A 21,568-nucleotide genomic window follows, 5' to 3' on the forward strand; every position below is an offset into this window, starting at 1 on the left:
CTCAGTCCTCGTCGTCCCAGGAGGCGCCGCCCACCAGCTCGTCGATGCTGCGACCCGTCAGCGTCGACAGCTGCTCGACGATGGTGCGGTGCACCAGTCGACGCAGCTGGCTGCGCGAGGATGACCGATGCTCCAGCGGACGCTCGAAGATCACGATCTGCGCCCTCCGGCCCCGGCTGGACTCCAGGGCGGCCGAGAGCGGCACGCGGTCACCGGACCAGGCCACATTCAGGTGCGGCACCTCCTCCACGCCCACGACGATGCCGTTCAGCGCGTCCGGGGCCACCGCCGCGATGGCGGCCATGGCGGAGGTGACGCAGTCGTTGAAGAAGTCCACGCGGGAGGGCCGGCTCAACGGCACGGCTGTGCCGGTCCACTGATTGGGGGTGGCCAGGGGGCCGCGAATCCCGCGCCCGTGCCGGTCTCGTCTGCGTGGCATGCCGCCACCCTAGCCCGTGGTCGGGTAGCGTCAGCCCGTGCGCAGATGTTCCAGGACCGCGTGCGTGGCCCCCGCCCTCGCCACGCTGACCTACGTCTACGCCGACTCCACGGCCGTGTTGGGGCCGCTCGCGTTGGCCGCGGAGCCCGGCTCCTACGATCTGTGCGCCGTCCACGCCGAGCGCACCAGCGTCCCCAAGGGCTGGGAGGTCATCCGGCTCCCGCTCGACGGTCGCGGGCCCGCCCCGGACGTCCCGTCGGACGATCTCATGGCCCTGGCCGATGCCGTGCGCGCCATCGGGCTGCGTCACGACGACCCGGTCCCGGCACCCCTCCCTGCAGCCCCGGAGCTGCCGCCAGGTGGTCGCGGCGGGCACCTGCGCCTCGTGCCGACGATCGACTGAGCCGCACCGCTCCAGGAGATAGGCTGGCCCGCGTGCTAGCCCCGCAGATCTTCAAGGCCAACGACATCCGTGGCATCGTCGTCGGCCATGCTCCCGAGTGGGACGTCGACGGCGCCCGGGCGCTCGGCGCCGCGTTCGTCGAGCTGCTCGGCCCTGACGAGTTCGTGCTGGGCCGCGACATGCGCACCCTGGGCCGCGAGCTCTCGCTCGCCTTCGCCGACGGCGCCCGGCGTGCCGGGGCCTCGGTGGTGGACATCGGTCTCAGCTCCACCGACGAGCTGTGGTTCGCCTCCGGCTGGTTGCGCCTCCCTGGCGTCCAGTTCACCGCCAGCCACAACCCCAGCACCTACAACGGCATCAAGTTCTGCCTGGCGGACGCGCGGCCGGTGCCGGCGGACTTCATGGCCCGCCTTCGGGACGTCGCCGCCACCGCTGTCCTCGGCCCCGAGCCCACGGGCGGCTACCGCGAGCTTGACGCCCTCGAGCCCTACGCGGACAAGCTGGGGGATCTGGTCCCGCCGACGGGGGATCGCGAGCTGACCGTCGTCGTGGACGCAGGAAACGGCATGGCCGGACACACCGCGCTCACCGCGCTGGCGGGACGCGGGCTGGACGTGGTGGGTCTCTACCTGGAGCTCGACGGCACCTTCCCCAACCATCCCGCCAACCCGCTGGAGCCGGAGAACCTGGTGGACGCGCAGCGCGCCGTCCTCGAACACGGCGCGGACCTGGGCCTGGTGTTCGACGGAGACGCGGACCGCTGCTTCATCATCGACGAGCTCGGAGGCGTGGTGGACCCGTCGGTGGTCACCGCCATGATCGCGGTGGCGGAGCTGGCCAAGCATCCCGGCTCCACGATCGTCACCAACACCATCACGTCCTGGTGCGTCGGCGAGGCCGTGGCCCGCCACGGCGGGCGGGTGGAGCAGTCGATGGTCGGCCACACCTACGTGAAGGCGCTGATGGCCGAGACCGGGGCGGTGTTCGGCGGCGAACACTCCGCCCACTACTACTTCCGTGACTTCTGGTCCGCGGACACCGGAATGCTGGCCGCTCTCCACCTGATCGAGCTGGTCAGGCAGGCGGATCGCCCCTTGTCCGCGCTGGCGGCGGTCTTCGACGGCTACCACCGCTCCGGCGAGCTCAACTCCACTGTCACCGACGCCGGCGCGTGCACGGCTCGCGTAGCGGCCGCCTTCGAGGGCCGGGGCGTGGCGGACCGGATGGACGGCCTCAGCGTCCGCAACCCTGAGGCCGGGTGGTGGATCAACCTGCGGTCCAGCAACACCGAGCCCCTGCTCAGACTCAACGTGGAGGCCCGCGACGAGGCCACGATGCTCGCCCTGCGCGACGAGGTGCTCGGGCTCGTCCGGGCCGGGTAGATTCGAACCGAGAACCAAGGGAGGTCAAGGACGATGGCAGACAACACGATGGAACTCTCGCCCGAGTTCATGGCGGTGGCGGCGTGCCCCGCGTGCCACGCGAAGTTCGCCGTGGACTACGACGCGCACGAGCTGGTGTGCACCAACCAGGCGTGCGGCCTGGCCTACCCCGTACGGGACAACATCCCCGTGCTCCTGATCGACCAGGCCCGCAGCACGCTGTGAACGGGCAGTTCTTCGACGACTCGAGGTTGGAGGACCCGGGCCTCGAGGCGCATGAGGGTCTCCGTCGGCTGGCGTCGGCCGGGGCGAGGATCCGGCGCGCGGCCCTGTCGGAACCGGTCGGCCATCTGGAGCGGGCGGACAGGCCCCGCGGCATTCTGGCGCTCGGCACGGAGGCCCGCCTGGTGCGCGCCGTGCTGGAGGTGGCCTGCCCGGTGCCGTTCATGGCGTGGCCCGGCCCAGGGCTCCCCGCGTGGGTGGGGCCGTTGGACCTCACCGTCGTGCTGGGCGATCACGACACCCCCGAATGGGTGCTGCAGTGCGCCGCGGAGGCCATGCGCCGCGGCTCGATGATGATCGTCGCGGCACCGATGGATTCGCGCCTGGCGCAGCTGACCTCCTCCTCTGCCACCACGCTCATCCCCACCTTGGAGCCTGATTCCCTGGCCGCCGCGGTGGGGGTGTTGTCGCTGCTTGGGGATCTCGGGCTCGGGCCCGCCGTGCATACCGGCCACGTGGCAGATGCCGCGGACCTGGTGGCGGAGGCGTGCGCTCCCGGCCGGGACCTGTCGGTGAATCCGGGGAAGGAGATGGCGCTGAACCTGGCGGACACACTGCCGCTGATCTGGGGCGGCACGGTGCTGGCAGGCCGGGCCTCGCGCAGGATCGCCGAGGCCGTCCGCCGCGCCTCCGGCAGGCCCGCCCTGGCAGCAGACGCCTCCGAGCTCGACACCCTGCTGCGCGCGGTCAAGCCGAAGGACCCGTTCGCGGATCCCCTCGAGGGCGACGCCGAGGCCCAGCCGTGCCTGGTCCTGCTCGACGACGACAAGCTGACCGATCGCCTCAGCGACGTGGCCGAACGGCTGGCGGCCCGCGCCGAGTCCGTCGGAGCCCGGGTGGCACGACTGTCCTCCGGCGACGCGGACCTGGCCCTCAGCGACGTGGAGCGCTACGTCACCCTCCTGCAGCGCGGGCTCTACGGCGCCGCCTACCTTGAGATCGGGCTGGCAGACTAACGCCATGCGCACGGTCTTCGTCCTCAATGGTCCCAACCTCGGCCGGCTCGGCACCCGGCAGCCGGAGGTCTACGGCGCCACCACCCACGCTCAACTGGCAGCCCACCTCGTCGAGTCTGGGCGCGGCATGGGGCTGAACGTAGAGGTGCGCCAGACGGACCATGAGGGCGAGATGATCGCGTGGTTGCACGAGGCTGCCGACGCCGGTGCCCCCGTCGTGCTCAACGCGGGGGCCTGGACCCACTACTCCTACGCGGTGGCAGACGCGGCCGCCCTGGTGCCCAGCTACGTCGAGGTCCACATCTCCAACGTCCACGGCCGCGAGGAGTTCCGCCAGCACAGCGTGCTCTCGGCCAAGGCCCAGGGCATCATCATCGGCTGCGGGGTGGGTGGCTACGACCTCGCACTGGCCCACATCGCCGCGTCGGGGGAGGCCCCGTCGGCCGGGTAGAGTGGCGGCGTGGATTTTCGCGTAGCTGACCTGTCCCTTGCCGACTTCGGCCGCAGGGAGATGACCCTCGCCGAGCACGAGATGCCCGGCCTGATGGCCATGCGGGAACGCTACGGCACCAGCCGGCCGTTGGCCGGTGCCAGGATCGCCGGATCCCTGCACATGACCATCCAGACGGCGGTCCTCATCGAGACCCTCGTGGCGCTGGGCGCCGAGGTGCGGTGGGCGTCGTGCAACATCTTCTCCACGCAGGACCACGCGGCTGCAGCCATCGCCGCCGCAGGGATTCCCGTCTTCGCCTGGAAGGGAGAGACGCTGGAGGAGTACTGGTGGTGCACCCGCCAGATCCTGCAGTGGCCGGACGGCGGTCAGCCCAACATGATCCTCGACGACGGCGGGGACGCCACGCTGCTGGTGCATGAGGGCGTCGCGGCCCAGCGCTCCGGCGCAGTCCCCGAGGCCGCCGACGGCGACCCCCAGGAGTGGCGCGTCGTCCTGGACACGCTGCGCCAGGCGCAGGGCGTCGTGGACTGGCAGGCGCTCGCGGACTCCGTCAAGGGCGTCACCGAGGAGACCACCACCGGCGTCCACCGCCTCTACGAGATGTTCCGAGAGGGCACGCTGCTGTTCCCGGCCATCAACGTCAACGACTCGGTCACCAAGTCCAAGTTCGACAACAAGTACGGCTGCCGGCACTCCCTCATCGACGGCATCAACAGGGCCACCGACGTCCTGATCGGCGGCAAGGTGGCCGTGGTGTTCGGCTACGGAGACGTGGGCAAGGGCTGCGCCGAGTCGCTGCGCGGCCAGGGCGCCCGCGTCATCGTCACTGAGGTCGATCCCATCTGCGCCCTCCAGGCCGCGATGGACGGCTACCAGGTGGCTGCGCTCGACTCCGTGGTGGAGCGGGCGGACATCTTCATCACCGCCACCGGCTGCTGCGACGTCATCACCGCCGACGACATGGCCAGGATGAAGCACCAGGCCATCGTCGGCAACATCGGCCACTTCGACAACGAGATCGACATGGCTGGTCTGGAGTCGCGCACGGATGTGGAGAAGATCGAGATCAAGCCGCAGGTGCACGAGTGGCGCTTCGCGGACGGGCACTCGGTCCTTGTCCTGAGCGAGGGCCGGCTGCTGAATCTCGGCAACGCCACCGGCCACCCGTCGTTCGTGATGAGCAACTCGTTCACCAACCAGGTGCTCGCCCAGATCGAGCTGTTCACCAAGACCGACGAGTACCCCGTGGGTGTGTACACGCTGCCGAAGCACCTCGACGAGGAGGTGGCCCGGCTCCACCTGGCCGCCCTCGGGGTGGAGCTGTCCACGCTCACCGACAAGCAGGCCGGCTACCTCGGGGTGGACCCGTACGGCCCGTTCAAGCCGGACAGCTACCGCTACTGAGGCAGGCTCACTCGCCGGGGTTCATGGACTGCCAGATCTCCTTGCACTCCGGGCAGACGGGGAACTTCTCGGGGTTCTTCGTCGGCACCCACACCTTGCCGCAGAGCGCCACGACGGGGGTGCCGTTGACCATGGCGGCCACCAGCTTCTCCTTGGGCACGTAGTGCGAGAAGCGGTCCTGGTCGCCGTCCTCGAACAGCTCAGTGCGCTCCTGAGTGACGGTCTGTGATCCGGGGGCGAGCTCAGTCATGCCCCCTATGCTAGTGTCCTGCGCCAGAAGCTCGCTGCGATTGACGGCCCCCCAGCGGCGCCTCGCCGCGTTCTCCTCACTCGACGAACGACCAAGTGCTACTTCGCTCGTCGGCCTTGCGATCCATCCCCTGGGACACCGCCACCCATCAACGAACTTCTGGCGCAGGACACTAGTCGGCGGAGGTGGGCGATGACCGGGTCTGGACAACGCATGCTCATCGTCGGCATCATGCTGTCGGTCTTCTCGGTGGCCTTCCAGTCCATCGGGCTGGCCACCGCGATCCCCACCATCATGGAGTCGTTCAACTCCGCCCACCTGTACCCGTGGGCGTTCACCACCATGATCTCGGGCATGCTGCTGGCCACCATCGTCAGTGGCCGGGTGGCCGACACGCGCGGTCCGGCGTTGCCGATGTACGCGGGGTTCGCCCTCTTCGCCGTCGGCCTGATCCTCGGCTGGCTCGCGCCGACGGTGTGGGTGGTGCTGGCGGCCCGCGTGGTGCAGGGCCTCGGGGCGGGGGCACTCAACCTCACGTTGTCGGTGACCGTGGCGCATGGGTTCGAGCCCCGCGACCGGCCCCGCGTGATGGCCCTGGTCTCGTTCTGCTGGCTGCTGCCGGCCTTCATCGGCCCCCCGTTCGCGGCGTGGCTGACGCAGTACGACTGGCGCCTGGTGTTCGCCACCATGCTTCCGCTGGTGGTGGTCGCGTTCCTCATGACCGGACCGGGCCTGCGCAGCGTCCAGGCGCGGTTCCGCGCGGGAGAGGACGCCGTCGCGCCCATCGCAGTGTGGCCCACGGTGGCGGTCACGCTGGGGCCCTCGTTCATCCTGCTGGCCGGGCAGGACCTCGGCTGGCTGAGCGCGGCCTCAGCCGTGCTGGGCGTTGCGGCGCTGGTGTGGGGTCTTCCGAGGATCCTCGCGCCCGGGACCCTCGGCGTGGGGCCGGGAATCCCCAGCGTGGTGCTCGCCCGGGCCATCCAGGCCGGATCCTTCTTCGCCGCCGAGACCATCCTGCTGGTCACCCTCCAGCAGTTGCGCGGGCTCACCCCGTTCGAGGTGGGGTTGGCGCTCACCGTCGGCAGCATCGGATGGACCCTCGGCTCCTGGCTGCAGTCCCAGGCGTGGGTGCGCCTGCACCGCGACTCCTACGTCACCTGGGGTGCGGCCTGCTCGACGGTGGGCATCGCGGCGATCACCGCCTTCGCCTGGTGGCCGGCCCTCCCGCTATGGGTGGGGCTGGGCGCCTGGATCGTGGGCGGTCTCGGCATGGGCCTGACCATGCCCAGCTCGGCGGTGGCCGTGATGAGTCTGTCGTCGGCCTTCCAGCAGGGCCGCAACCAGTCCTCGATGCAGGTGGCCGAGTCCGTGGGCAACGCGGTGATCACCGCGCTGGCCGGTGGCCTCTACACCGCGCTGCTGATGGTCGAGCCGCCGAAGCTGGCCTACTCGGTGCCGCTGCTGGTCCTCAGCGTCGCATCGGTGGCTGCCATCGTCGTCAGCAGGCGGATCGGGCGCATCCGCAACGAGTTGCTCGTGGCATCCTTGGACCCATGACCTACACCCCCCAGCAGCCGCCCGCAGGATGGTACCCAGACCCGGCCGGCTCCGGAGGCGAGCGCTTCTGGGACGGTATCGCCTGGTCCCAGGCCACGCGGGACCCGCACAGTCCGCCGCCATCGCATCCGCAGCCCCACCCGCAGCAGTCCTACGGCGCGCAACCGGGCTACGGCGCACAACCGGGCTACGGCACGCCAATGGGGGACACGCGCTACCAGCAGGAGCGTCCCTACGCGGGCTTCGGGTGGCGCGTGCTCGGTTTCATCATCGACTCCATCCTCCTGGGCATCCTCACCCAGATCGTCGCGGGCGCCCTCGGCCTCAACGCTGCGCTCGAGGTGGCGCTCCTGCGCTGGCAGCGGGACCTCACCGTGTTCGCGGAGAACCCCGTCGGCGATCTGCCGCTCCCCGGCGACGACTTCTGGACAGCGATGCTCTACAGCGCCATCCTGGGGGCCGCCCTGATGGCTGCGTACCGGACGGTCCTGTACGGCACACTCAGCGCCACCGTCGGCCAGTTGGCGCTGGGGCTACGGGTGGTCAAGGCGGGCGCCCCCGCGGACTCCAAGCTGGACTGGGGCACGGCGGCGGTCCGTGGGATCGTCAGCGCCGTCCTCTACGAGGTGATCTGGGTGATCAACGGACTTTTCGCCGCGTTCACGCGCGAGAAGCAGACGCTCGGTGACATGATCGCCAGAACACACGTCCTCAAGATCCGCTAAGGGCCCTCATCATGAATGACCTCCACCCCGGCCTGACCCAGTTGGCAGAGCGCTTCGGCATCGCCCAGGAGTTCTGGGACTGGAAGGGCCGCCACGTGCCCATTCCGGCCGAAACCATCGTGTCCGTGCTCGCCGCCTTCGACGTGGAGGCAGGCACGCCGGAGTCGGCAGGGGCAGCACTGACCAGGCTCGAGGACGAGCGCTGGTTGCGCACCGTCCCCGCCTGCACCGTCGTGGAGGAGGGGCGTGGCGTGCACGTGGCGATCCACGTCCCCGCCGGCACCGACGTGCGGGTTCACGTGCGCCTGGAATCCGGCGAGACGCGGCCGGCGTGGCAGTCGGAGAACTTCGCCCCGGACCGGTGGGTGGACGGGTCGGCGATCGGGGAGGCCAGCTTCTGGTTGGGGGAGGATCTGCCCACGGGGTATCACCACGTGGTGGCGCAGACCGTCACCGGCGTGCACACGGGCGCACTCATCGTCACGCCCTCGTTCGTCGGGTTCCCGGCCGCCATGCGCGGCCAGCGCATCTGGGGCTACGGCACGCAGCTGTACTCGGTGACCTCGCGACAGTCGTGGGGAATCGGCGACCTGGCTGATCTCGCGGACCTCATCACGTGGTCCGGCACCAAACAGTTCGCCGGCTACGTCCTGATCAACCCGCTGCACGCGGCCCAGCCGGTGCCGCCCATGGAGCCCTCGCCGTATCTGCCGGCCAGCCGCCGCTTCATCAACCCGATCTACATCCGCCCGGAGGCCATCGAGGAGTACGCCACCCTCAAGCGGTCCGTCCGCACGCGGATCAAGGCCCTGCGCAGGCAGGCCCAGTCCGCAGCGGAGACCTCCGGTTTCGTGGACCGTGACGCCATCTGGCCGTTGAAGATCGAGGCGCTGCGGCTCATCCACGAGGCCGGCATGCGCTCCGCGCGCCGCATCGCGTATGAGGACTTCCGTCGCCGCGAAGGCATCGGCCTGCGCAACTTCGCCCTGTGGTCCTGCCTGTCGGTGAGCCACGGGCAGCTGTGGACCGAGTGGCCCGAGGAACTGCAGCGGCCCTCGTCGCCTGAGGTCGCGGCCTACGCCGAGGCCAACGCGGCCGAGGTGGACTTCTTCGAGTGGCTGCAGTGGATCGCCCAGACCCAGGTGTCGGCGGCTCAGACCGTGGCCGCTGAGGTGAACATGCCGGTGGGCATCGTCACCGACCTCGCCGTCGGCGTGCACCGCCAGGGCGCCGAGACGTGGATGATGCCCGACGTCTTCGCCGCCGGGATGAGCGTTGGCGCGCCGCCGGACCAGTACAACCAGTCGGGCCAGGACTGGGGCCAGCCCCCGTGGCGCCCGGACAAGCTGGAGGAGCTTGCGTACGCGCCGTTCCGGGCGATGGTCTCAGCCGCGCTGCGGCGCGTCGGCGGGGTGCGGATCGACCACATCATCGGGCTGTTCCGCCTGTGGTGGGTGCCGATGGGGCTCGGCCCCACCAAGGGCACCTACGTGCGCAACAACCATGAGGCGCTGGTCGGGATCCTCGCGCTGGAGGCGCAGCGCGCCCAGGCGCTCATCGTCGGCGAAGACCTCGGCACCGTCGAGCCGTGGGTCCGCGACTACCTTGCCCGCCGTGGCATTCTCGGCACCTCGGTGCTGTGGTTCGAGGCCGGACACCAGGGCGAGCCCTTGGATGCGCAGTGGTGGCGCGAGTACTGCATGGCGTCGGTCACCACGCACGACCTTCCGCCGACTCTCGGCTATCTGGCCGGAGATCACGTCCGTCTGCGCGATCGCCTCGGGCTGCTGACGGAGCCGCTCGGGGAGGAACTGGCGAACGCGCAGCGCGAGCAGGCGGGATGGCTGGCGAAGCTGGTCGAGGAGGGGGTGCTGGCCCACGACCAGACGGAGGACCCGGCGGAGGTGATGTTGGCCCTGCACAAGTTTCTGCTCCGGACGCCGTCGAAGGTGCTGCTCGCCGGGCTCACCGACGCCGTGGGGGAGCGGCAGACGCAGAACCAGCCCGGCACCGTGGACGAGTATCCCAACTGGCGGGTCCCCCTGGCGGACATGCGGGGCAAGCGGATCTCGTTGGAGGACATCTTCAAGGCGCCGCTGCCGCGCCGGCTGGCCGCGGTGATGAACGGCCTCGACGAGCAGCCGGAGTCGCGCTGGGATCGCTGACGTCGGCTCAGATGTTGTGCACCACCGGGGCGGCCTGGTACGGGTTGGTCGTCTCGTCCCCGGTCTCATCGAGGATCAGGGTCTCCAGGGCGGGCTCGCCCTTCGAGATCCGCAGCGCCCCCACGGGGAGCTCCGCGAGGGAGTCGGCGTGCCTGCGTCGGGCGTCGTCGAGCGTGGCCCGGTAGACCACCTCGCCGTCCTTGATCACCGGGACGAGCAGGTCGCGGTCGTTGCCGTCGTTGCCCGGGGGCGTTCCCAGGCCGATGACCTCGGTCTCGGCCCTGCCGTCGGCGCCGCGGCGGCGCATCGCGAACTTGCGGCCGCCGAGCGTGTTCTTGCCCTTCGACTTCTTCGCCACCGGGGTCATGTGGGCGTCCGGCGCGTCCGAGTCGGCCCTGGCGACCAGCTTGTACACGAAGCCGCAGGTGGGGTGCCCGGAGCCGGTGACCAGCGCGGTGCCCACGCCGTACCCGTCGACGGGCGCACCCTGGAGGGCCGCGATCTGCCACTCGTCCAGGTCCGAGGTCACCATGATCTTCGTCTTCGTGGCGCCGAGATCGTCGAGAAGGTCGCGGGCCTGCCGGGCGACGATGGCCAGATCCCCGGAGTCCAGCCGGATTGCCCCCAGTCGGCCCTCGGTGAGCTCCACGCCGAGCCGGATCGCGGCGTCGATGTCGTAGGTGTCCACCAGCAGCGTGGTGGAGTCCCCCAGGGTGGCGAGCTGCGCCCGGAACGCGTCCTCCTCCGTGTCGTGCAGGAGCGTGAACGAGTGGGCCGCGGTCCCGATCGTGGGGACGCCGTAACTGCGGCCGGCCTCGAGGTTCGAGGTGGAGGCGAAGCCCGCCACATAGGCGGCGCGGGCCGCGGCGACGGCGGACCACTCCTGCGTGCGACGGGACCCCATCTCGGCGCACGGCCTGGTGCCGGCCATCGACGTCATGCGCGAGGCGGCCGCGGCGATCGCCGAATCGTGGTTGTAGATCGCCAGCAGTACCGTCTCCAGCAGGCACGCCTCCGCGAAGGTGCCCTCGACGGAGAGCACGGGCGAGCCGGGGAAGTAGACCTCGCCCTCCGGATAGCCCCAGATGTCGCCGGTGAACCGGTAGTTGGCCAGCCACTCGGCCAGGTTGTCCTGAATGATGCCGCGATCAAGGAGCCAGCTCAGCTCCGCCTCGTCGAACCGGAACCGCTCGATGGCCTCGACGGCGCGGCCCAGCCCTGCCGCCACACCGTAGCGGCGGCCCTCCGGGAGCCTGCGGGTGAACAGGTCGAAGAGGCTGCGCCGATCGGCGGTGCCGGCGTTCATCGCGGCCTGCACCATGGTGAGCTCGTAGTGATCGGTGAGCAGCGCGGTGGTCATGAACGGCACCCTATCCTGGGGCCATGAGCAGTGCAGGCGATGGCGGAGTCGAGATCCTCGAGGCGCCCGCGGAGACCCCGTTGACGGTGGGCCAGTGGGTCACCATCGTGTGGGATGACCCCGTGAACCTGATGAGCTACGTCACCTACGTGTTCCAGGAGTACTTCAAGTATCCGCTGGACAAGGCGGAGAAGCTCATGCTGCAGGTGCACAACGAGGGGAAGGCGGTGGTCTCCACAGGCAACCGCGAATCCATGGAGCGGGACGTGCTGGCGATGCAGGGCTACAACCTGTGGGCCTCGATGGAGCAGTCATGACACTGGAACCCGACGACATCGTCTGGGCGTTCGACGGCAACGACGGCCGGGCCGACGGCCTTCGCTCGATGATCGAGCTGTACGTCGCCCAGGTTGTCACGTTGCTGCCCACCGAGAGCGACGACCCGTTCGAGCAGATCGTGTCGGACCTCTCCGATGACCCCACCAACCGGATGCTGGGCAATCCGCGGCTGGTGCGCCTGTTCCCGCCGGCGCTGCCGGACGCCAAGGGCGCCGACGACTTCTGGCGCGACTCGATCCACAGCCAGGCCCGCGCCCGGGTGGCCGCCGCCCGCGCCGTCGCCCAGGACCTCCAGGGTTGGGAAGGCCATGTGCCCGTGGCGTTGGGCCGCGTCGACGACTGGGCGAAGGTGCTCGGCGCGCTGCGCCTCTTCTGGTACACCGAGCTGGCCGGCCCGGAGCGTCTGGCGGAGCCGGACGACGCCGCCGTCGAGTCCGGTGGCCTGCACGACCTCATCGAGTGGCTGGGATTCCTCCTGGACGACCTGATGGAATCGCGCACCACATGCCTGCGGCTGGGCGTCAGCCTGGACCCGATGGACTTCGAGGTGGACGATGACTAGTCAACTCATCGAGCGGCCCATCGGCGTCTTCGACTCGGGCTTCGGCGGCCTCACGGTGATGCGATCGCTCGTCGAACAGCTGCCCAACGAGGACTTCATCTACCTCGGCGACACGGCGCGGGCCCCCTACGGGCCGCGCTCTATCGCCGAGGTGCGGGCCTTCGCGCTGGAGGGCCTGGACTTCCTCGCCGCCCAGGGCGTGAAGGCACTGGTGATCGCCTGCAACTCCGCTTCCTCGGCGGTGCTGCGGGACGCGCGAGAGCGCTACGACGTGCCCATCACCGAGGTGGTGCTGCCCGCCGCCAGCCGGGCTGTCGCGGCCACCCGCAACGGCAGGGTGGGCGTGGTGGCCACCGAGTCGACGGTGAACTCCCGCTCCTACGACGACGCGTTCGCCATCGCGCCCCACATCACGCTGACCGCCCAGGCCTGCCCGAGGTTCGTCGAGTTCGTCGAGGCGGGCATCACCGGCGGCGACGAGCTCCTGGACGTGGCACGCGAGTATCTCGAGCCCGTGGCCAAGGCCCACGTCGACACGCTGATCCTCGGCTGCACCCACTACCCGCTGCTGAGCGGGGTGATCAGCTATGTGCTCGGCAACGGCGTGACGCTGGTGTCGTCGGCCGAAGCCTGCGCGCAGTCCACCTACTCCCACCTCACCCAGGCCGGCCTGTTGCGGCACCAGCCCCGTGAGGCCACGCGCCGCTTCCTCACCACCGGAGACGCCACGGACTTCCACGGCATCGGGCGGCGTCTACTGGGCAGTTTCGTCACCAATGTCGAGCAGGTGAGCATCGCCGCCGCCACGGTAAGTTAGGCGCCATGACCTTTCGCCGTGCAGATGGACGCGCCCCCGATCAGCTCCGCGAGGTGCGCATCACCCGCAGCTGGCTCGATCACGCCGAGGGATCTGTGCTGGTGGAGTTCGGCCGCACCCGTGTGCTCGTCGCGGCCTCCGTCACCGTCGGCGTCCCACGCTGGCGCAAGGGCTCCGGACTGGGCTGGGTCACGGCCGAGTACGCCATGTTGCCGCGTGCCACGCACACCCGCTCGGACCGCGAATCCGTCAAGGGGCGCCTCGGCGGGCGCACCCATGAAATCTCCCGCCTCATCGGACGCTCGCTGCGGGCCGTGGTGGACTACAAGGCGCTCGGCGAGAACACGATCGTGCTGGACTGTGACGTGCTGCAGGCCGACGGGGGCACCCGCACCGCCGCCATCACCGGGGCCTATGTGGCCCTGGCCGACGCCGTCGAGCACCTGCGCGCCCTCGGAGCGCTGAAGGGGGAGCCGCTCACGGATTCGGTGGCGGCCGTGTCGGTGGGCTTCGACGCCGACGGTGTGGCCCTGCTGGATCTCGCCTACGAGGAGGATTCGGCGGCCGGCACGGACATGAACATCGTGATGACCGGGTCGGGGGCCTTCATCGAGGTGCAGGGCACCGCCGAGGGCACTCCGTTCAGCCGCGAGGAGCTGGGCACCCTGCTGGACCTGGGCACGGCCGGCTGCGAGGAACTCACCCGGCTGCAGCGGGAGGCCTTGGCGTGAGGCTCCCCGAGCGGCTGGTGCTGGCCACCAACAACCCGAAGAAGCTGGCGGAGCTGCGGCGCATCCTGGTGTCCGAGGGGGTGGGCGTCGAGGTGCTCGGCCTCGGCGACGTCGGCCGCTACCCTGAGCCCGCCGAGACCGAACGCACCTTCGAGGGCAACGCGTTCCTCAAGGCCGCGGCGGCCGCGCGCGAGACGGGCCTGATGGCCGTCGCCGACGATTCCGGCCTCGAGGTGGACGAGCTCAACGGCATGCCCGGTGTCCGCTCCGCGCGATGGGCGGGCCCGGCCTGCGACGACGAGGACAACAACCAGCTCCTGCTGGCCCAGCTCGACGGGGTGCCCACGGAGCGACGCACGGCGCGGTTCGTCTGCGCGCTGGCCATGGTCTCGCCCGCGGGGGAGCGGAGGATCTGGCACGGCACCATGCCGGGCCGGATCGCTGAGGCGCCCGAGGGGGAGCACGGCTTCGGCTACGATCCGCTGTTCATCCCGGCAGGTCTGGACGTCAGCTCCGCCGAGCTCAGCGCCGAGGAGAAGGACTCCATCAGCCACCGCGGCATCGCCGTGCGCGGATTCGTCGACTACCTCAAGGGTCTCGCGTGAAGCAGTACCTGGACCTCCTGCGCCACGTCACCGACACCGGCGTGGACAAGCCGGACCGCACCGGCACCGGCACCCGGTCCGTGTTCGGCTACCAGATGCGCTTCGATCTGGCAGACGGCTTCCCGCTGCTCACCACCAAGAAGGTGCACACACGGTCGGTGTTCGGCGAGCTGCTCTGGTTCCTCCGCGGCGACACGAACCTGGCCTGGCTGCACGAGAACAACATCACCATCTGGGACGAATGGGCCGACGCCGACGGCAACCTGGGCCCCATCTACGGCTACCAGTGGCGTTCCTGGCCCACGCCGGAGGGTGGCCACATCGACCAGTTGGCGGCCGTCGTCGAGTCCCTCAAGTCCAAGCCGGACTCCCGCCGTCACATCGTCTCGGCGTGGAATGTGGCGGACGTGGAGTCGATGGCCCTGCCGCCGTGCCACATGATGTTCCAGTTCTACGTGGCGCCCGCGGACGACGGCGGCCCCGCGCGGCTCAGCTGCCAGCTGTACCAGCGCTCGGCGGACATCTTCCTCGGCGTGCCGTTCAACATCGCCTCGTACGCCCTGCTCACGCACCTCGTCGCCCAGGTGACCGGGCTGCGCGTGGGGGAGTTCGTGCACACCCTGGGCGACGCTCACATCTACTCCAACCACGTGGACCAGGTGGCCGAGCAGCTGACCCGGGAGCCGCGGCCGCTGCCGAAGCTGCGGCTCAACCCCGAGGTGACCGAGCTGGACGCGTTCACGCTGGCAGACATCGAGGTGGTGGGCTATCACCCGCACCCCGCCATCAAGGCGCCCATCGCCGTGTAGGCGGCTACCCTATCCGTCATGAGCGAACTGCGGCCGTCCTTCCAGGAGCGGGACAGGTATCTCGACCTGCTGTCGACGGCCTACGCCGACGGTCGGCTGGACGAGGCTGAGTTCCAGACTCGCAGCGACGCCGTGCTCGCGGCGGTGACGCACCGCGACGCCATGGCCCAGTTCCAGGGCCTGCCGGAGCCCAACATCGTGCCCGTGACGCCAACCTATCCGCGCCCCCAACCTGGGCCGCCGCAGGCGTTTCAGCCCCTTCCGGAGGTGTACCGCGGCCCGTCGTCGAGTGGAGTAGGACGCCGGGTTGTGCTCGGCGTCGCGGCAGCCATCGTCGGGGTGGGGGCTTTGGGTGTGATCAGCTTTTCCGGTATGCGGACGAGCGAGTCCGGCTCGGGGGTCATGGACCCGATGATGCCGGAGCCCGAGTGGGCCGGGGGAGCCCTCGACCTGGACCCCATGTACCTCGAGGGATGGGGCGAGACCTCGGCGCTGCTGCGTGAACACGGCTTGGACTCCCTCCTCGAGTTGCGCATCACGGCGAACGAGATCGCCGGTGTGGGATCTCAGGCCCGCGCGCCCGGCGAGCTCACCACCTTCTCGCGGCTAGGCATGGGGCCCATCGAGATGAGCGAATCGACGGCCGCCGCGCCGGTCAGCCTCGCGGACCTGAACCTCGTCGACTGGCTAGTCCAGGAGGCGCTGGACCTGGCCGGGGCCCACCTCACCGGTGCCGTATCCGAGGTGCTGTTGGTGTGGACGGAGACAGGCGACCCGACGGTGCGCGTCACGGCCACCGACGGTCCGGCGTCCGGATCGATCCAGATCGACGCCGACGGCGGGACGGTCGACTATCAGCCGATGGGGCCGCGATGAGGATCGTCGCGATCGCGGCCGTGGCGGACAACTGGGTGATCGGCTCCGGCGAGGACATGCTGTGGCACATCCCCGAGGACTTCCGCCGCTTCAAGAAGGTCACCACCGGCAACACGCTCATCTTCGGGCGCCGCACCCACGAGCAGATCGGGCTGCTGCCCAACCGTCGGATCATCGTCGTCACCCGTGATCCCGACTGGAGCGACGACGGCGTCGAGGTGGCGCACTCCATCACCGAGGCCCTGGACCTCGCCGCCGAGACCCCGGAGCGGGTGTGCTTCATCGGAGGCGGGGCGCAGATCTACGAGGCGGCGTGGCCCTACCTCACCGAACTCGACATCACCCACGTCAACCAGCAACCCGACGGGGAGGCCCGGTTCCCGATCATCTCGCCGCGCGAGTGGACGGAGATCTCCCGCGAGGTGCGGGATGGCTTCCACTTCTCAAAGTACGTGCCTACCCCGTCGGCCGTCGGCTGATCGGCCGATGGCGCGCCGTATCCTGCACCTTGACCTGGACGCCTTCTTCGCCGCCGTCGAGCAACGCGACAAGCCCAGCCTGCGCGGCAAGGCCGTCGTCGTGGGCGGGGCGGGGCCGCGGGGGGTGGTGGCCACGGCCTCCTACGAGGCCCGCCGGTTCGGGGTGCGCTCCGCGATGTCCGGGGCCGAGGCGCGCCGCCGTGCGCCCAACGCCGCCTTCCTCGGCGGCCGGTTCGCGGCGTACAGGGAGTCCTCGCGGATCGTGATGGCGCTCCTGCGTGAGGTGTCGCCCGTGGTGGAGCCGCTGAGCCTCGACGAGGCGTTCGTGGACCTCGGGCCCTCGGGCTGGGCCGACGAGGAGATGCCCCAGCGCGTGGCCGCGCTGCGGGCCGAGCTCACCGCCCGCACCGAGGGGCTGACGGCCTCCGTGGGTGTGGCGTCGTCGAAGTTCCTGGCCAAGCTCGCCTCGGAGGCGGCCAAGCCAGACGGTGCCCGCATCATGGACCCCGCCGAGGAACTCGATTTCCTGTCCCAGCTGCCGGTGCGATCCATCCCCGGGGTAGGTCCGGCCACCGAACAGAGACTGTCGGCCATCGGCGTGCACACCGTCGTGGACCTGCGGGCCGCGGACAGTGCCGAACTGATCCGTGAGCTGGGTCAGGCCGCCGGTGAAGGCCTGGCCGCGCTCGCCTGGGGCCGCGACACCCGCGCGGTGCAGCCCCAACGTGACCCGAAGTCCATCTCGACGGAGGACACCTTCGCCACCGACCTCACCGACCGAGCCCAGCTGGAGGCGATCCTGCGCCGCGATGCCGCCGCCGTCGCGGGCAGGCTCAGCCGCGCCGGCTACTTCGCGCGCACCGTCACCGTCAAGGTGCGGTTCCCGGACTTCACCACCCGCACCGTGGCCCGAAGCCTGGGAGGTGCCACCGACGCCGTCGACGTCATCACCGTCGCCGGGCTGGAACTGCTCGGAGAGGTGGACGTGCGGGAGGGCGTGCGCCTGCTGGGGATCGGGGTGAGCAACTTCGCCACCTCAGCACAGGAACGGCTCTTCGGTGACGAGGAGACGGCATCGACGGTCACAGAGGTGAGCCTCGGCGACGACGTGGGGCTCAGCGGGGTGCGCGGCCGCGGGTTCCATCCCGGGGCGGATGTGGTCCATGACGAGCACGGTCGCGGCTGGGTGTGGGGGTCCGGCCTGGGGAGGGTCACGGTGCGGTTCGAGACGCGCACCACGGGTCCGGGGCCGATCCGGACGCTGCCCGTCGACGACCCGGGCCTCAGCCCTGCGGGGATCTACGCGCTCCCGCGAGCCGTGGTCGAAGACGACGGGTGACAGGTCAGGGCCGGGCCGGAGGCTGTGTGACCGAGTCTGCCCGGCTCGTGGCCACATACTGCCTGAGGGTGGCCAGATCCGGGGCGGTGAGTTCACCGTCGGCCTCCTGCACCAGCAGATCGACGTGGCGGTCAGCACGGGCGGCCAGCTCGGGGTCCACCGCCGCCACGCGGATCCTGGCGGCGAGGTCCACCAACGATTCCAGCACGATGCGGGCGTTCAGCGCGTAGGGGCGAAGGTGCTCGAAGGGCATGTCGACGATCTCCGCGGCGCGCACGGGCCTCAGATACAGGCGCGGGGCCCCGTCGTCATCGACGAGGATGGTGCCGGTGTCCGGCCGGGAGACGGCGGTCAGCACCCCGGCGGCCACCTCCTCCACGGCGTTGACCGCTGTGTAGGGGTCGTTGGTGCCGGGGGAGAGCGCCCGGACGGCGAGCTCCACCACCTGTTGCTCCGCGAAGCGCACGTCCTGCTCCGTCGTCCGGGAGGGGCCGACGTGCACGTGGTCGCGGATCCTGTGCTGCGCCACGTCGACGGCCTCCGCCGGCCACACGAGGGCCAAGGGCTCGTCCTCCATCACCTGGTCCCCGACCCGCTTGAGCAGCCGCACAGAGGTGGCGGTCTGGGTGATGTCCTCGGCGAGGTCGCGGATGTCGATTCTGGTGAGGTAGCCGGACCGGCCGAGCGTCGCGACGCCGCCGCCCTCACGGGGCGGATCGAAGTGGTCGACGTGCTTGTCGTCGGGATCGAGCCAGTTGTCCCTGACCGCGCGGCGGAAGTCGTCGCGGGCACCCTTGACGAGGGCGTCGACCTGGACCGATCCCGCGATGTGGTTGATGAACCAGACGAACAGGAAGACGTCCACCACGCCCAGGGCGATGGCCCCGTTGACGGCGATGTGCGGCACGAAGGCGGACCCGTCGTCGCCCTCGGAGCGGATGGTGCGCAACACCATGAGCGTGTAGACGAACGTGGCCACCAGCACCCCCAGGACGATCTGGTTGTTGCGGTCCCGCATGAAGTTGCGCACCAGACGCGGCCCGTACGTGGTGGAGGTGGTGCTGATCACCGAGATGGTGATGGAGAAGGCGGTGCCCGCGACGCCCAGGAACGACGCGACGGCCGAGAGCAGGGCCCTTGCCCCGTCGACGCCGGTGTCGAACAGGAAGCTCTCCACCACGCCCGGGAGGGGCAGTTGCGCGCGATCGGCCGCTACCAGGAGTTGCGACGCTGCGATCGCGGCGGTGATGAACAGCGCGGGGATGAACCAGAACCGTTGCGGAACGTCAGATAGCCAACTGCGGAGTCTGCCCATATCGGCAGGCTAGTGGTCGTCGCCGCTCATCGTCGGGGGTTCAGGTTCTGGCGGCGTGGCCCGGCCCTTCGCTCCCTGAGGAGGGCCGCCCGCGTAGCGGCGTGGCCTGTCTCCTCCCGTTCCGTGAGGAGGGCCGTCCGCGGAGCGGCGTGGCCTGGCCCTTCGCTCCCTGAGGAGGGTCGCCCGCGTAGCGGCGTGGCCTGTCTCGAAGGGTTGTGACTACCACCTTCACGCAGTTCTCGTCGTCGGGTGCGGTGAGCCGCGAGCCGATGCCCGGGCGGCCGTTGTCCATGGTCTCGATGTTCCGGCCAGCCGGGTAGGTGGTCGGGTTGTTGAGGCCGCCCGGGCATCGACTCCCGTCTCCCCACACTCGTCCTGCTTGTGGCGTTGTCTTGTTCGGGTGCGTCCCGGCAGGGCGGCGTTTCGGTTGGGTCTCCTTGGGCGGGATGCCGGTTGGGTGATCCTCGGGTTGGGCACCGCGACGCGGCGCCGCCCTGCCGTCCCTCACCCTTGCTCTCAGGTGCGGGTTCTCGACCCTCCGAGACGTCCTCCGGTCGCTTCGCGACGCGGGACCTTCAGGGACCGAGCCTGGCCGTTCCTTCAGCTCCCTACCCCCGGTGGGCCGACGGAGATGACCAACAGTTGAGGCCTCCCGCTAGGGTGTCAACCATGGGAGCGCGCATGTTCACCGCAGTCCTGCCGCCGGCCGGTGTCATCCGCCAGTTGGACACCCTGCTCGAGCCCAGACGCGACGCCGAACCGTCGCTGCGCTGGACCCGCCCCGAGGGGTGGCACATCACCACCTCCTTCATGGGCGAGGTGCCGGAGGAGAACCTCGGGCGGCTGGAGGAGAACCTGGCGGAGCTGGCGGCCCGGACGCGGCCGTTCGACGTGGAGCTCGTCGGCGGCATCGCTTTCCCCGATCCGGCCAGGTCCCGGGTGCTCGGCCTCGCGGCGGCCACCCCGGACGACCGGTTGGCGTCGCTGTCGGCGAGCTGCCGGGCCGCCGCCAGCAGGGCTGGGGTCGCGGCGGACGGCGCCCGGTTCGTCGGACACCTGACCCTGGCCCGGCACAACCGCGGGCTGCTCGCCGTGCGTTGGCTCGAAGTGTTCGACTCCTTTCCCAGCTGGCGTTGGGTGGCCGACGAGTTGTGCCTGGTGGAGTCGCACCCGGGCGCGCGCTATGTGGTCGCGGAGAGGTTCCCGCTGGGCGGGAAGCCGACGGGTCCCCTAGACTGAACGGCGCCCCCGACAGGGCGAGCCGAAGTGGTGGAATTGGTAGACACGCAGGATTTAGGTTCCTGTGCCCTCGGGCGTGCGGGTTCAAGTCCCGTCTTCGGTACCGCGCAGGTGCGATGATCCCACCCGCCTTCAGCCTCGTCTCCGCCCAGTGCGATAGTGGGCGGGTTCCACTCCGCTCGTCTCACTGGAGGACCTCATGTTCGTCGCCACACCCGTCACCCCCGATGGCCACTCCGCACCGTCCTGGGGCAAGGCGCACTGGATCGGCGTCGCGGAGGTCACCGATGGCGAGGTCACGTCGTGGCGGATCGACGAGGTGGCCTGGGATATGTCCCACGACGCCGGCACCCACGGCTCGCACCACGCGCGCATCGTGCGCTTCCTCAAGGACCAGTCGATCAGCGCCGTCGTGGTGGATCACATGGGGGAGGGGATGGTGCGCGTCATGAACACGATGGGTATCCCCATCCTCTCGGCCACTCCTGGCGACGCCCGCGTCTCCATCCTGAAGGCTCTGGAGGCCGCCAGTACCACCGGCCCCTGAGGAGGGCCGCCCGCACCACCGCTCCCTGAGGAGGGCCGCCCGCGAAGCATGGCCTGTCCCCATCGCTCCCTGAGGAGGCGCGCCGCCGAAGGCGCGGGTGCCGTCTCGAAGGGTCGTGACTACCACCTTCACGCGGGTCTTGTGGTCGGGTGTGGTGAGCCGTGAGTCGATGCCCGGGCGGCCGATGTCCATGTTCTTGAGGTCGTCACGGCCAGGGTTTGTGGTCGGGTTGTTGAGGCCGCCCGGGCGTCGTCTCCCGTCTCCCCGCACTCGCCCTGCTTGTGGCGTTGCCAGGTCCCGGGTGCGGCTCGGCAGGGCGGCGTTGGGGTCGGGCCTGCTTGAGCGGGATGCCGGTTGGGCGATCCTCGGGTTGGGCACCGCTACGCAGTGCCGCCCTGCCGTCCCCCACCCTGGCTTTCGGGTGTGGGTTTTCGATTCTTCGAGACATTCTGCGCGGTCGCTGCGCGGCGCGGGAGGTCCCATCCGCTCCCTGAGGAGGGCCGCCCGCGGAGCGGCGCGGGCCGTCTCGAAGG

General features: G+C 70.2%; 24 protein-coding genes and 1 tRNA gene. 21 read left to right on the forward strand and 4 right to left on the reverse strand.

Features of this window, described 5'->3' with window-relative positions; all coding sequences use genetic code 11:
• Nucleotide 1: 1 nt before the first annotated feature.
• Nucleotides 2-439, reverse strand: a complete 438-nt coding sequence (locus tag H5399_RS16775) for a metallopeptidase family protein (RefSeq protein WP_182784741.1) — start codon at nucleotides 437-439, stop codon at nucleotides 2-4.
• Between the two features lie 37 nt (nucleotides 440-476).
• Here H5399_RS16775 and H5399_RS16780 point away from each other — a divergent pair, with 37 nt between their 5' ends.
• Genes H5399_RS16780 through ahcY form a run of 6 tightly spaced genes read left to right on the forward strand, consistent with a single transcriptional unit; the run spans nucleotide 477 to nucleotide 5,320 of the window.
• Nucleotides 477-842 carry a DUF3499 domain-containing protein gene (locus H5399_RS16780; RefSeq protein ID WP_182784743.1) on the forward strand — a complete coding sequence of 122 codons (366 nt, stop codon included), beginning with the start codon at nucleotides 477-479 and terminating at the stop codon, nucleotides 840-842.
• 32 nt (nucleotides 843-874) lie between these two features.
• Nucleotides 875-2,224, forward strand: a complete 1,350-nt coding sequence (gene manB / locus H5399_RS16785; RefSeq protein WP_370585820.1) for a phosphomannomutase/phosphoglucomutase — start codon at nucleotides 875-877, stop codon at nucleotides 2,222-2,224.
• 33 nt (nucleotides 2,225-2,257) lie between these two features.
• Nucleotides 2,258-2,449, forward strand: coding sequence for a Trm112 family protein (locus tag H5399_RS16790; RefSeq protein WP_182784745.1), 192 nt, complete (start codon nucleotides 2,258-2,260; stop codon nucleotides 2,447-2,449).
• Nucleotides 2,446-3,462 carry an SIS domain-containing protein gene (locus H5399_RS16795; RefSeq protein WP_182784747.1) on the forward strand — a complete coding sequence of 339 codons (1,017 nt, stop codon included), beginning with the start codon at nucleotides 2,446-2,448 and terminating at the stop codon, nucleotides 3,460-3,462. The genes H5399_RS16790 and H5399_RS16795 overlap by 4 nt, the downstream gene beginning before the upstream one ends.
• Before the next feature lie 4 nt (nucleotides 3,463-3,466).
• A complete protein-coding gene (locus H5399_RS16800; protein ID WP_182784749.1) occupies nucleotides 3,467-3,913 on the forward strand; it encodes a type II 3-dehydroquinate dehydratase in 447 nt (148 codons plus the stop codon).
• A 60-nt stretch (nucleotides 3,914-3,973) separates the two neighbouring features.
• Nucleotides 3,974-5,320: an adenosylhomocysteinase gene (ahcY, locus tag H5399_RS16805; protein WP_370585821.1), complete on the forward strand. Its 1,347-nt coding sequence runs from the start codon at nucleotides 3,974-3,976 to the stop codon at nucleotides 5,318-5,320.
• A gap of 7 nt (nucleotides 5,321-5,327) precedes the next feature.
• On the opposite strand, the gene H5399_RS16810 is transcribed toward ahcY, so the two are convergent.
• Nucleotides 5,328-5,570: a DUF3039 domain-containing protein gene (locus H5399_RS16810; protein ID WP_182784753.1), complete on the reverse strand. Its 243-nt coding sequence runs from the start codon at nucleotides 5,568-5,570 to the stop codon at nucleotides 5,328-5,330.
• A 192-nt stretch (nucleotides 5,571-5,762) separates the two neighbouring features.
• Here H5399_RS16810 and H5399_RS16815 point away from each other — a divergent pair, with 192 nt between their 5' ends.
• From H5399_RS16815 to malQ, 3 genes are read left to right on the forward strand one after another with little or no spacing between them, the layout of a single operon-like run.
• Nucleotides 5,763-7,127 carry an MFS transporter gene (locus H5399_RS16815; RefSeq protein ID WP_182784755.1) on the forward strand — a complete coding sequence of 455 codons (1,365 nt, stop codon included), beginning with the start codon at nucleotides 5,763-5,765 and terminating at the stop codon, nucleotides 7,125-7,127.
• Complete coding sequence (locus H5399_RS16820) at nucleotides 7,124-7,852, forward strand: RDD family protein (protein ID WP_182784757.1); 729 nt, start codon at nucleotides 7,124-7,126, stop codon at nucleotides 7,850-7,852. The genes H5399_RS16815 and H5399_RS16820 overlap by 4 nt, the downstream gene beginning before the upstream one ends.
• Before the next feature lie 11 nt (nucleotides 7,853-7,863).
• Nucleotides 7,864-10,017: a 4-alpha-glucanotransferase gene (malQ, locus tag H5399_RS16825; protein ID WP_182784759.1), complete on the forward strand. Its 2,154-nt coding sequence runs from the start codon at nucleotides 7,864-7,866 to the stop codon at nucleotides 10,015-10,017.
• Nucleotides 10,018-10,024: 7 nt separating this feature from the next.
• On the opposite strand, the gene H5399_RS16830 is transcribed toward malQ, so the two are convergent.
• A complete protein-coding gene (locus H5399_RS16830) occupies nucleotides 10,025-11,377 on the reverse strand; it encodes a nicotinate phosphoribosyltransferase (RefSeq protein ID WP_182784760.1) in 1,353 nt (450 codons plus the stop codon).
• Between the two features lie 23 nt (nucleotides 11,378-11,400).
• Here H5399_RS16830 and clpS point away from each other — a divergent pair, with 23 nt between their 5' ends.
• From clpS to H5399_RS16875, 9 genes are read left to right on the forward strand one after another with little or no spacing between them, the layout of a single operon-like run.
• Nucleotides 11,401-11,694: an ATP-dependent Clp protease adapter ClpS gene (gene clpS, locus H5399_RS16835; RefSeq protein ID WP_182784762.1), complete on the forward strand. Its 294-nt coding sequence runs from the start codon at nucleotides 11,401-11,403 to the stop codon at nucleotides 11,692-11,694.
• Nucleotides 11,691-12,278: a DUF2017 family protein gene (locus H5399_RS16840; protein WP_182784764.1), complete on the forward strand. Its 588-nt coding sequence runs from the start codon at nucleotides 11,691-11,693 to the stop codon at nucleotides 12,276-12,278. Before clpS ends, H5399_RS16840 begins: the two co-directional genes overlap by 4 nt.
• A complete protein-coding gene (gene murI, locus H5399_RS16845; protein ID WP_182784766.1) occupies nucleotides 12,271-13,095 on the forward strand; it encodes a glutamate racemase in 825 nt (274 codons plus the stop codon). Before H5399_RS16840 ends, murI begins: the two co-directional genes overlap by 8 nt.
• A gap of 5 nt (nucleotides 13,096-13,100) precedes the next feature.
• Entirely contained in the window at nucleotides 13,101-13,826 is a 726-nt protein-coding gene (gene rph / locus H5399_RS16850) for a ribonuclease PH (protein ID WP_182784768.1), read from the forward strand.
• Entirely contained in the window at nucleotides 13,823-14,431 is a 609-nt protein-coding gene (rdgB, locus tag H5399_RS16855) for an RdgB/HAM1 family non-canonical purine NTP pyrophosphatase (RefSeq protein WP_182784770.1), read from the forward strand. The genes rph and rdgB overlap by 4 nt, the downstream gene beginning before the upstream one ends.
• The gene (locus H5399_RS16860) at nucleotides 14,428-15,240 is read left to right on the forward strand and encodes a thymidylate synthase (RefSeq protein ID WP_182784772.1); all 813 of its coding nucleotides are present in this window, start codon (nucleotides 14,428-14,430) and stop codon (nucleotides 15,238-15,240) included. Before rdgB ends, H5399_RS16860 begins: the two co-directional genes overlap by 4 nt.
• Nucleotides 15,241-15,258: 18 nt before the next feature.
• Nucleotides 15,259-16,116 carry a DUF1707 domain-containing protein gene (locus H5399_RS16865; RefSeq protein WP_182784774.1) on the forward strand — a complete coding sequence of 286 codons (858 nt, stop codon included), beginning with the start codon at nucleotides 15,259-15,261 and terminating at the stop codon, nucleotides 16,114-16,116.
• Nucleotides 16,113-16,595 carry a dihydrofolate reductase gene (locus H5399_RS16870; protein ID WP_182784776.1) on the forward strand — a complete coding sequence of 161 codons (483 nt, stop codon included), beginning with the start codon at nucleotides 16,113-16,115 and terminating at the stop codon, nucleotides 16,593-16,595. The genes H5399_RS16865 and H5399_RS16870 overlap by 4 nt, the downstream gene beginning before the upstream one ends.
• Before the next feature lie 7 nt (nucleotides 16,596-16,602).
• A complete protein-coding gene (locus tag H5399_RS16875; RefSeq protein WP_182784778.1) occupies nucleotides 16,603-17,934 on the forward strand; it encodes a DNA polymerase IV in 1,332 nt (443 codons plus the stop codon).
• A 4-nt stretch (nucleotides 17,935-17,938) separates the two neighbouring features.
• On the opposite strand, the gene H5399_RS16880 is transcribed toward H5399_RS16875, so the two are convergent.
• Nucleotides 17,939-19,249 carry a DUF2254 domain-containing protein gene (locus H5399_RS16880; protein ID WP_182784780.1) on the reverse strand — a complete coding sequence of 437 codons (1,311 nt, stop codon included), beginning with the start codon at nucleotides 19,247-19,249 and terminating at the stop codon, nucleotides 17,939-17,941.
• 669 nt (nucleotides 19,250-19,918) lie between these two features.
• Here H5399_RS16880 and thpR point away from each other — a divergent pair.
• The 3 genes from thpR (at nucleotide 19,919) to H5399_RS16895 (ending at nucleotide 21,035) form a co-directional block, all read left to right on the forward strand.
• Nucleotides 19,919-20,488 carry an RNA 2',3'-cyclic phosphodiesterase gene (thpR, locus tag H5399_RS16885; protein WP_182784782.1) on the forward strand — a complete coding sequence of 190 codons (570 nt, stop codon included), beginning with the start codon at nucleotides 19,919-19,921 and terminating at the stop codon, nucleotides 20,486-20,488.
• Between the two features lie 21 nt (nucleotides 20,489-20,509).
• Nucleotides 20,510-20,591, forward strand: a tRNA-Leu gene (locus H5399_RS16890).
• A 96-nt stretch (nucleotides 20,592-20,687) separates the two neighbouring features.
• On the forward strand, nucleotides 20,688-21,035 hold the full coding sequence (locus H5399_RS16895) for a NifB/NifX family molybdenum-iron cluster-binding protein (RefSeq protein WP_182784784.1): 348 nt from the start codon (nucleotides 20,688-20,690) through the stop codon (nucleotides 21,033-21,035).
• Nucleotides 21,036-21,568: the final 533 nt, after the last annotated feature.

This window comes from Tessaracoccus sp. MC1627, from assembly GCF_014164725.1.
Classification (GTDB): domain Bacteria; phylum Actinomycetota; class Actinomycetes; order Propionibacteriales; family Propionibacteriaceae; genus Arachnia.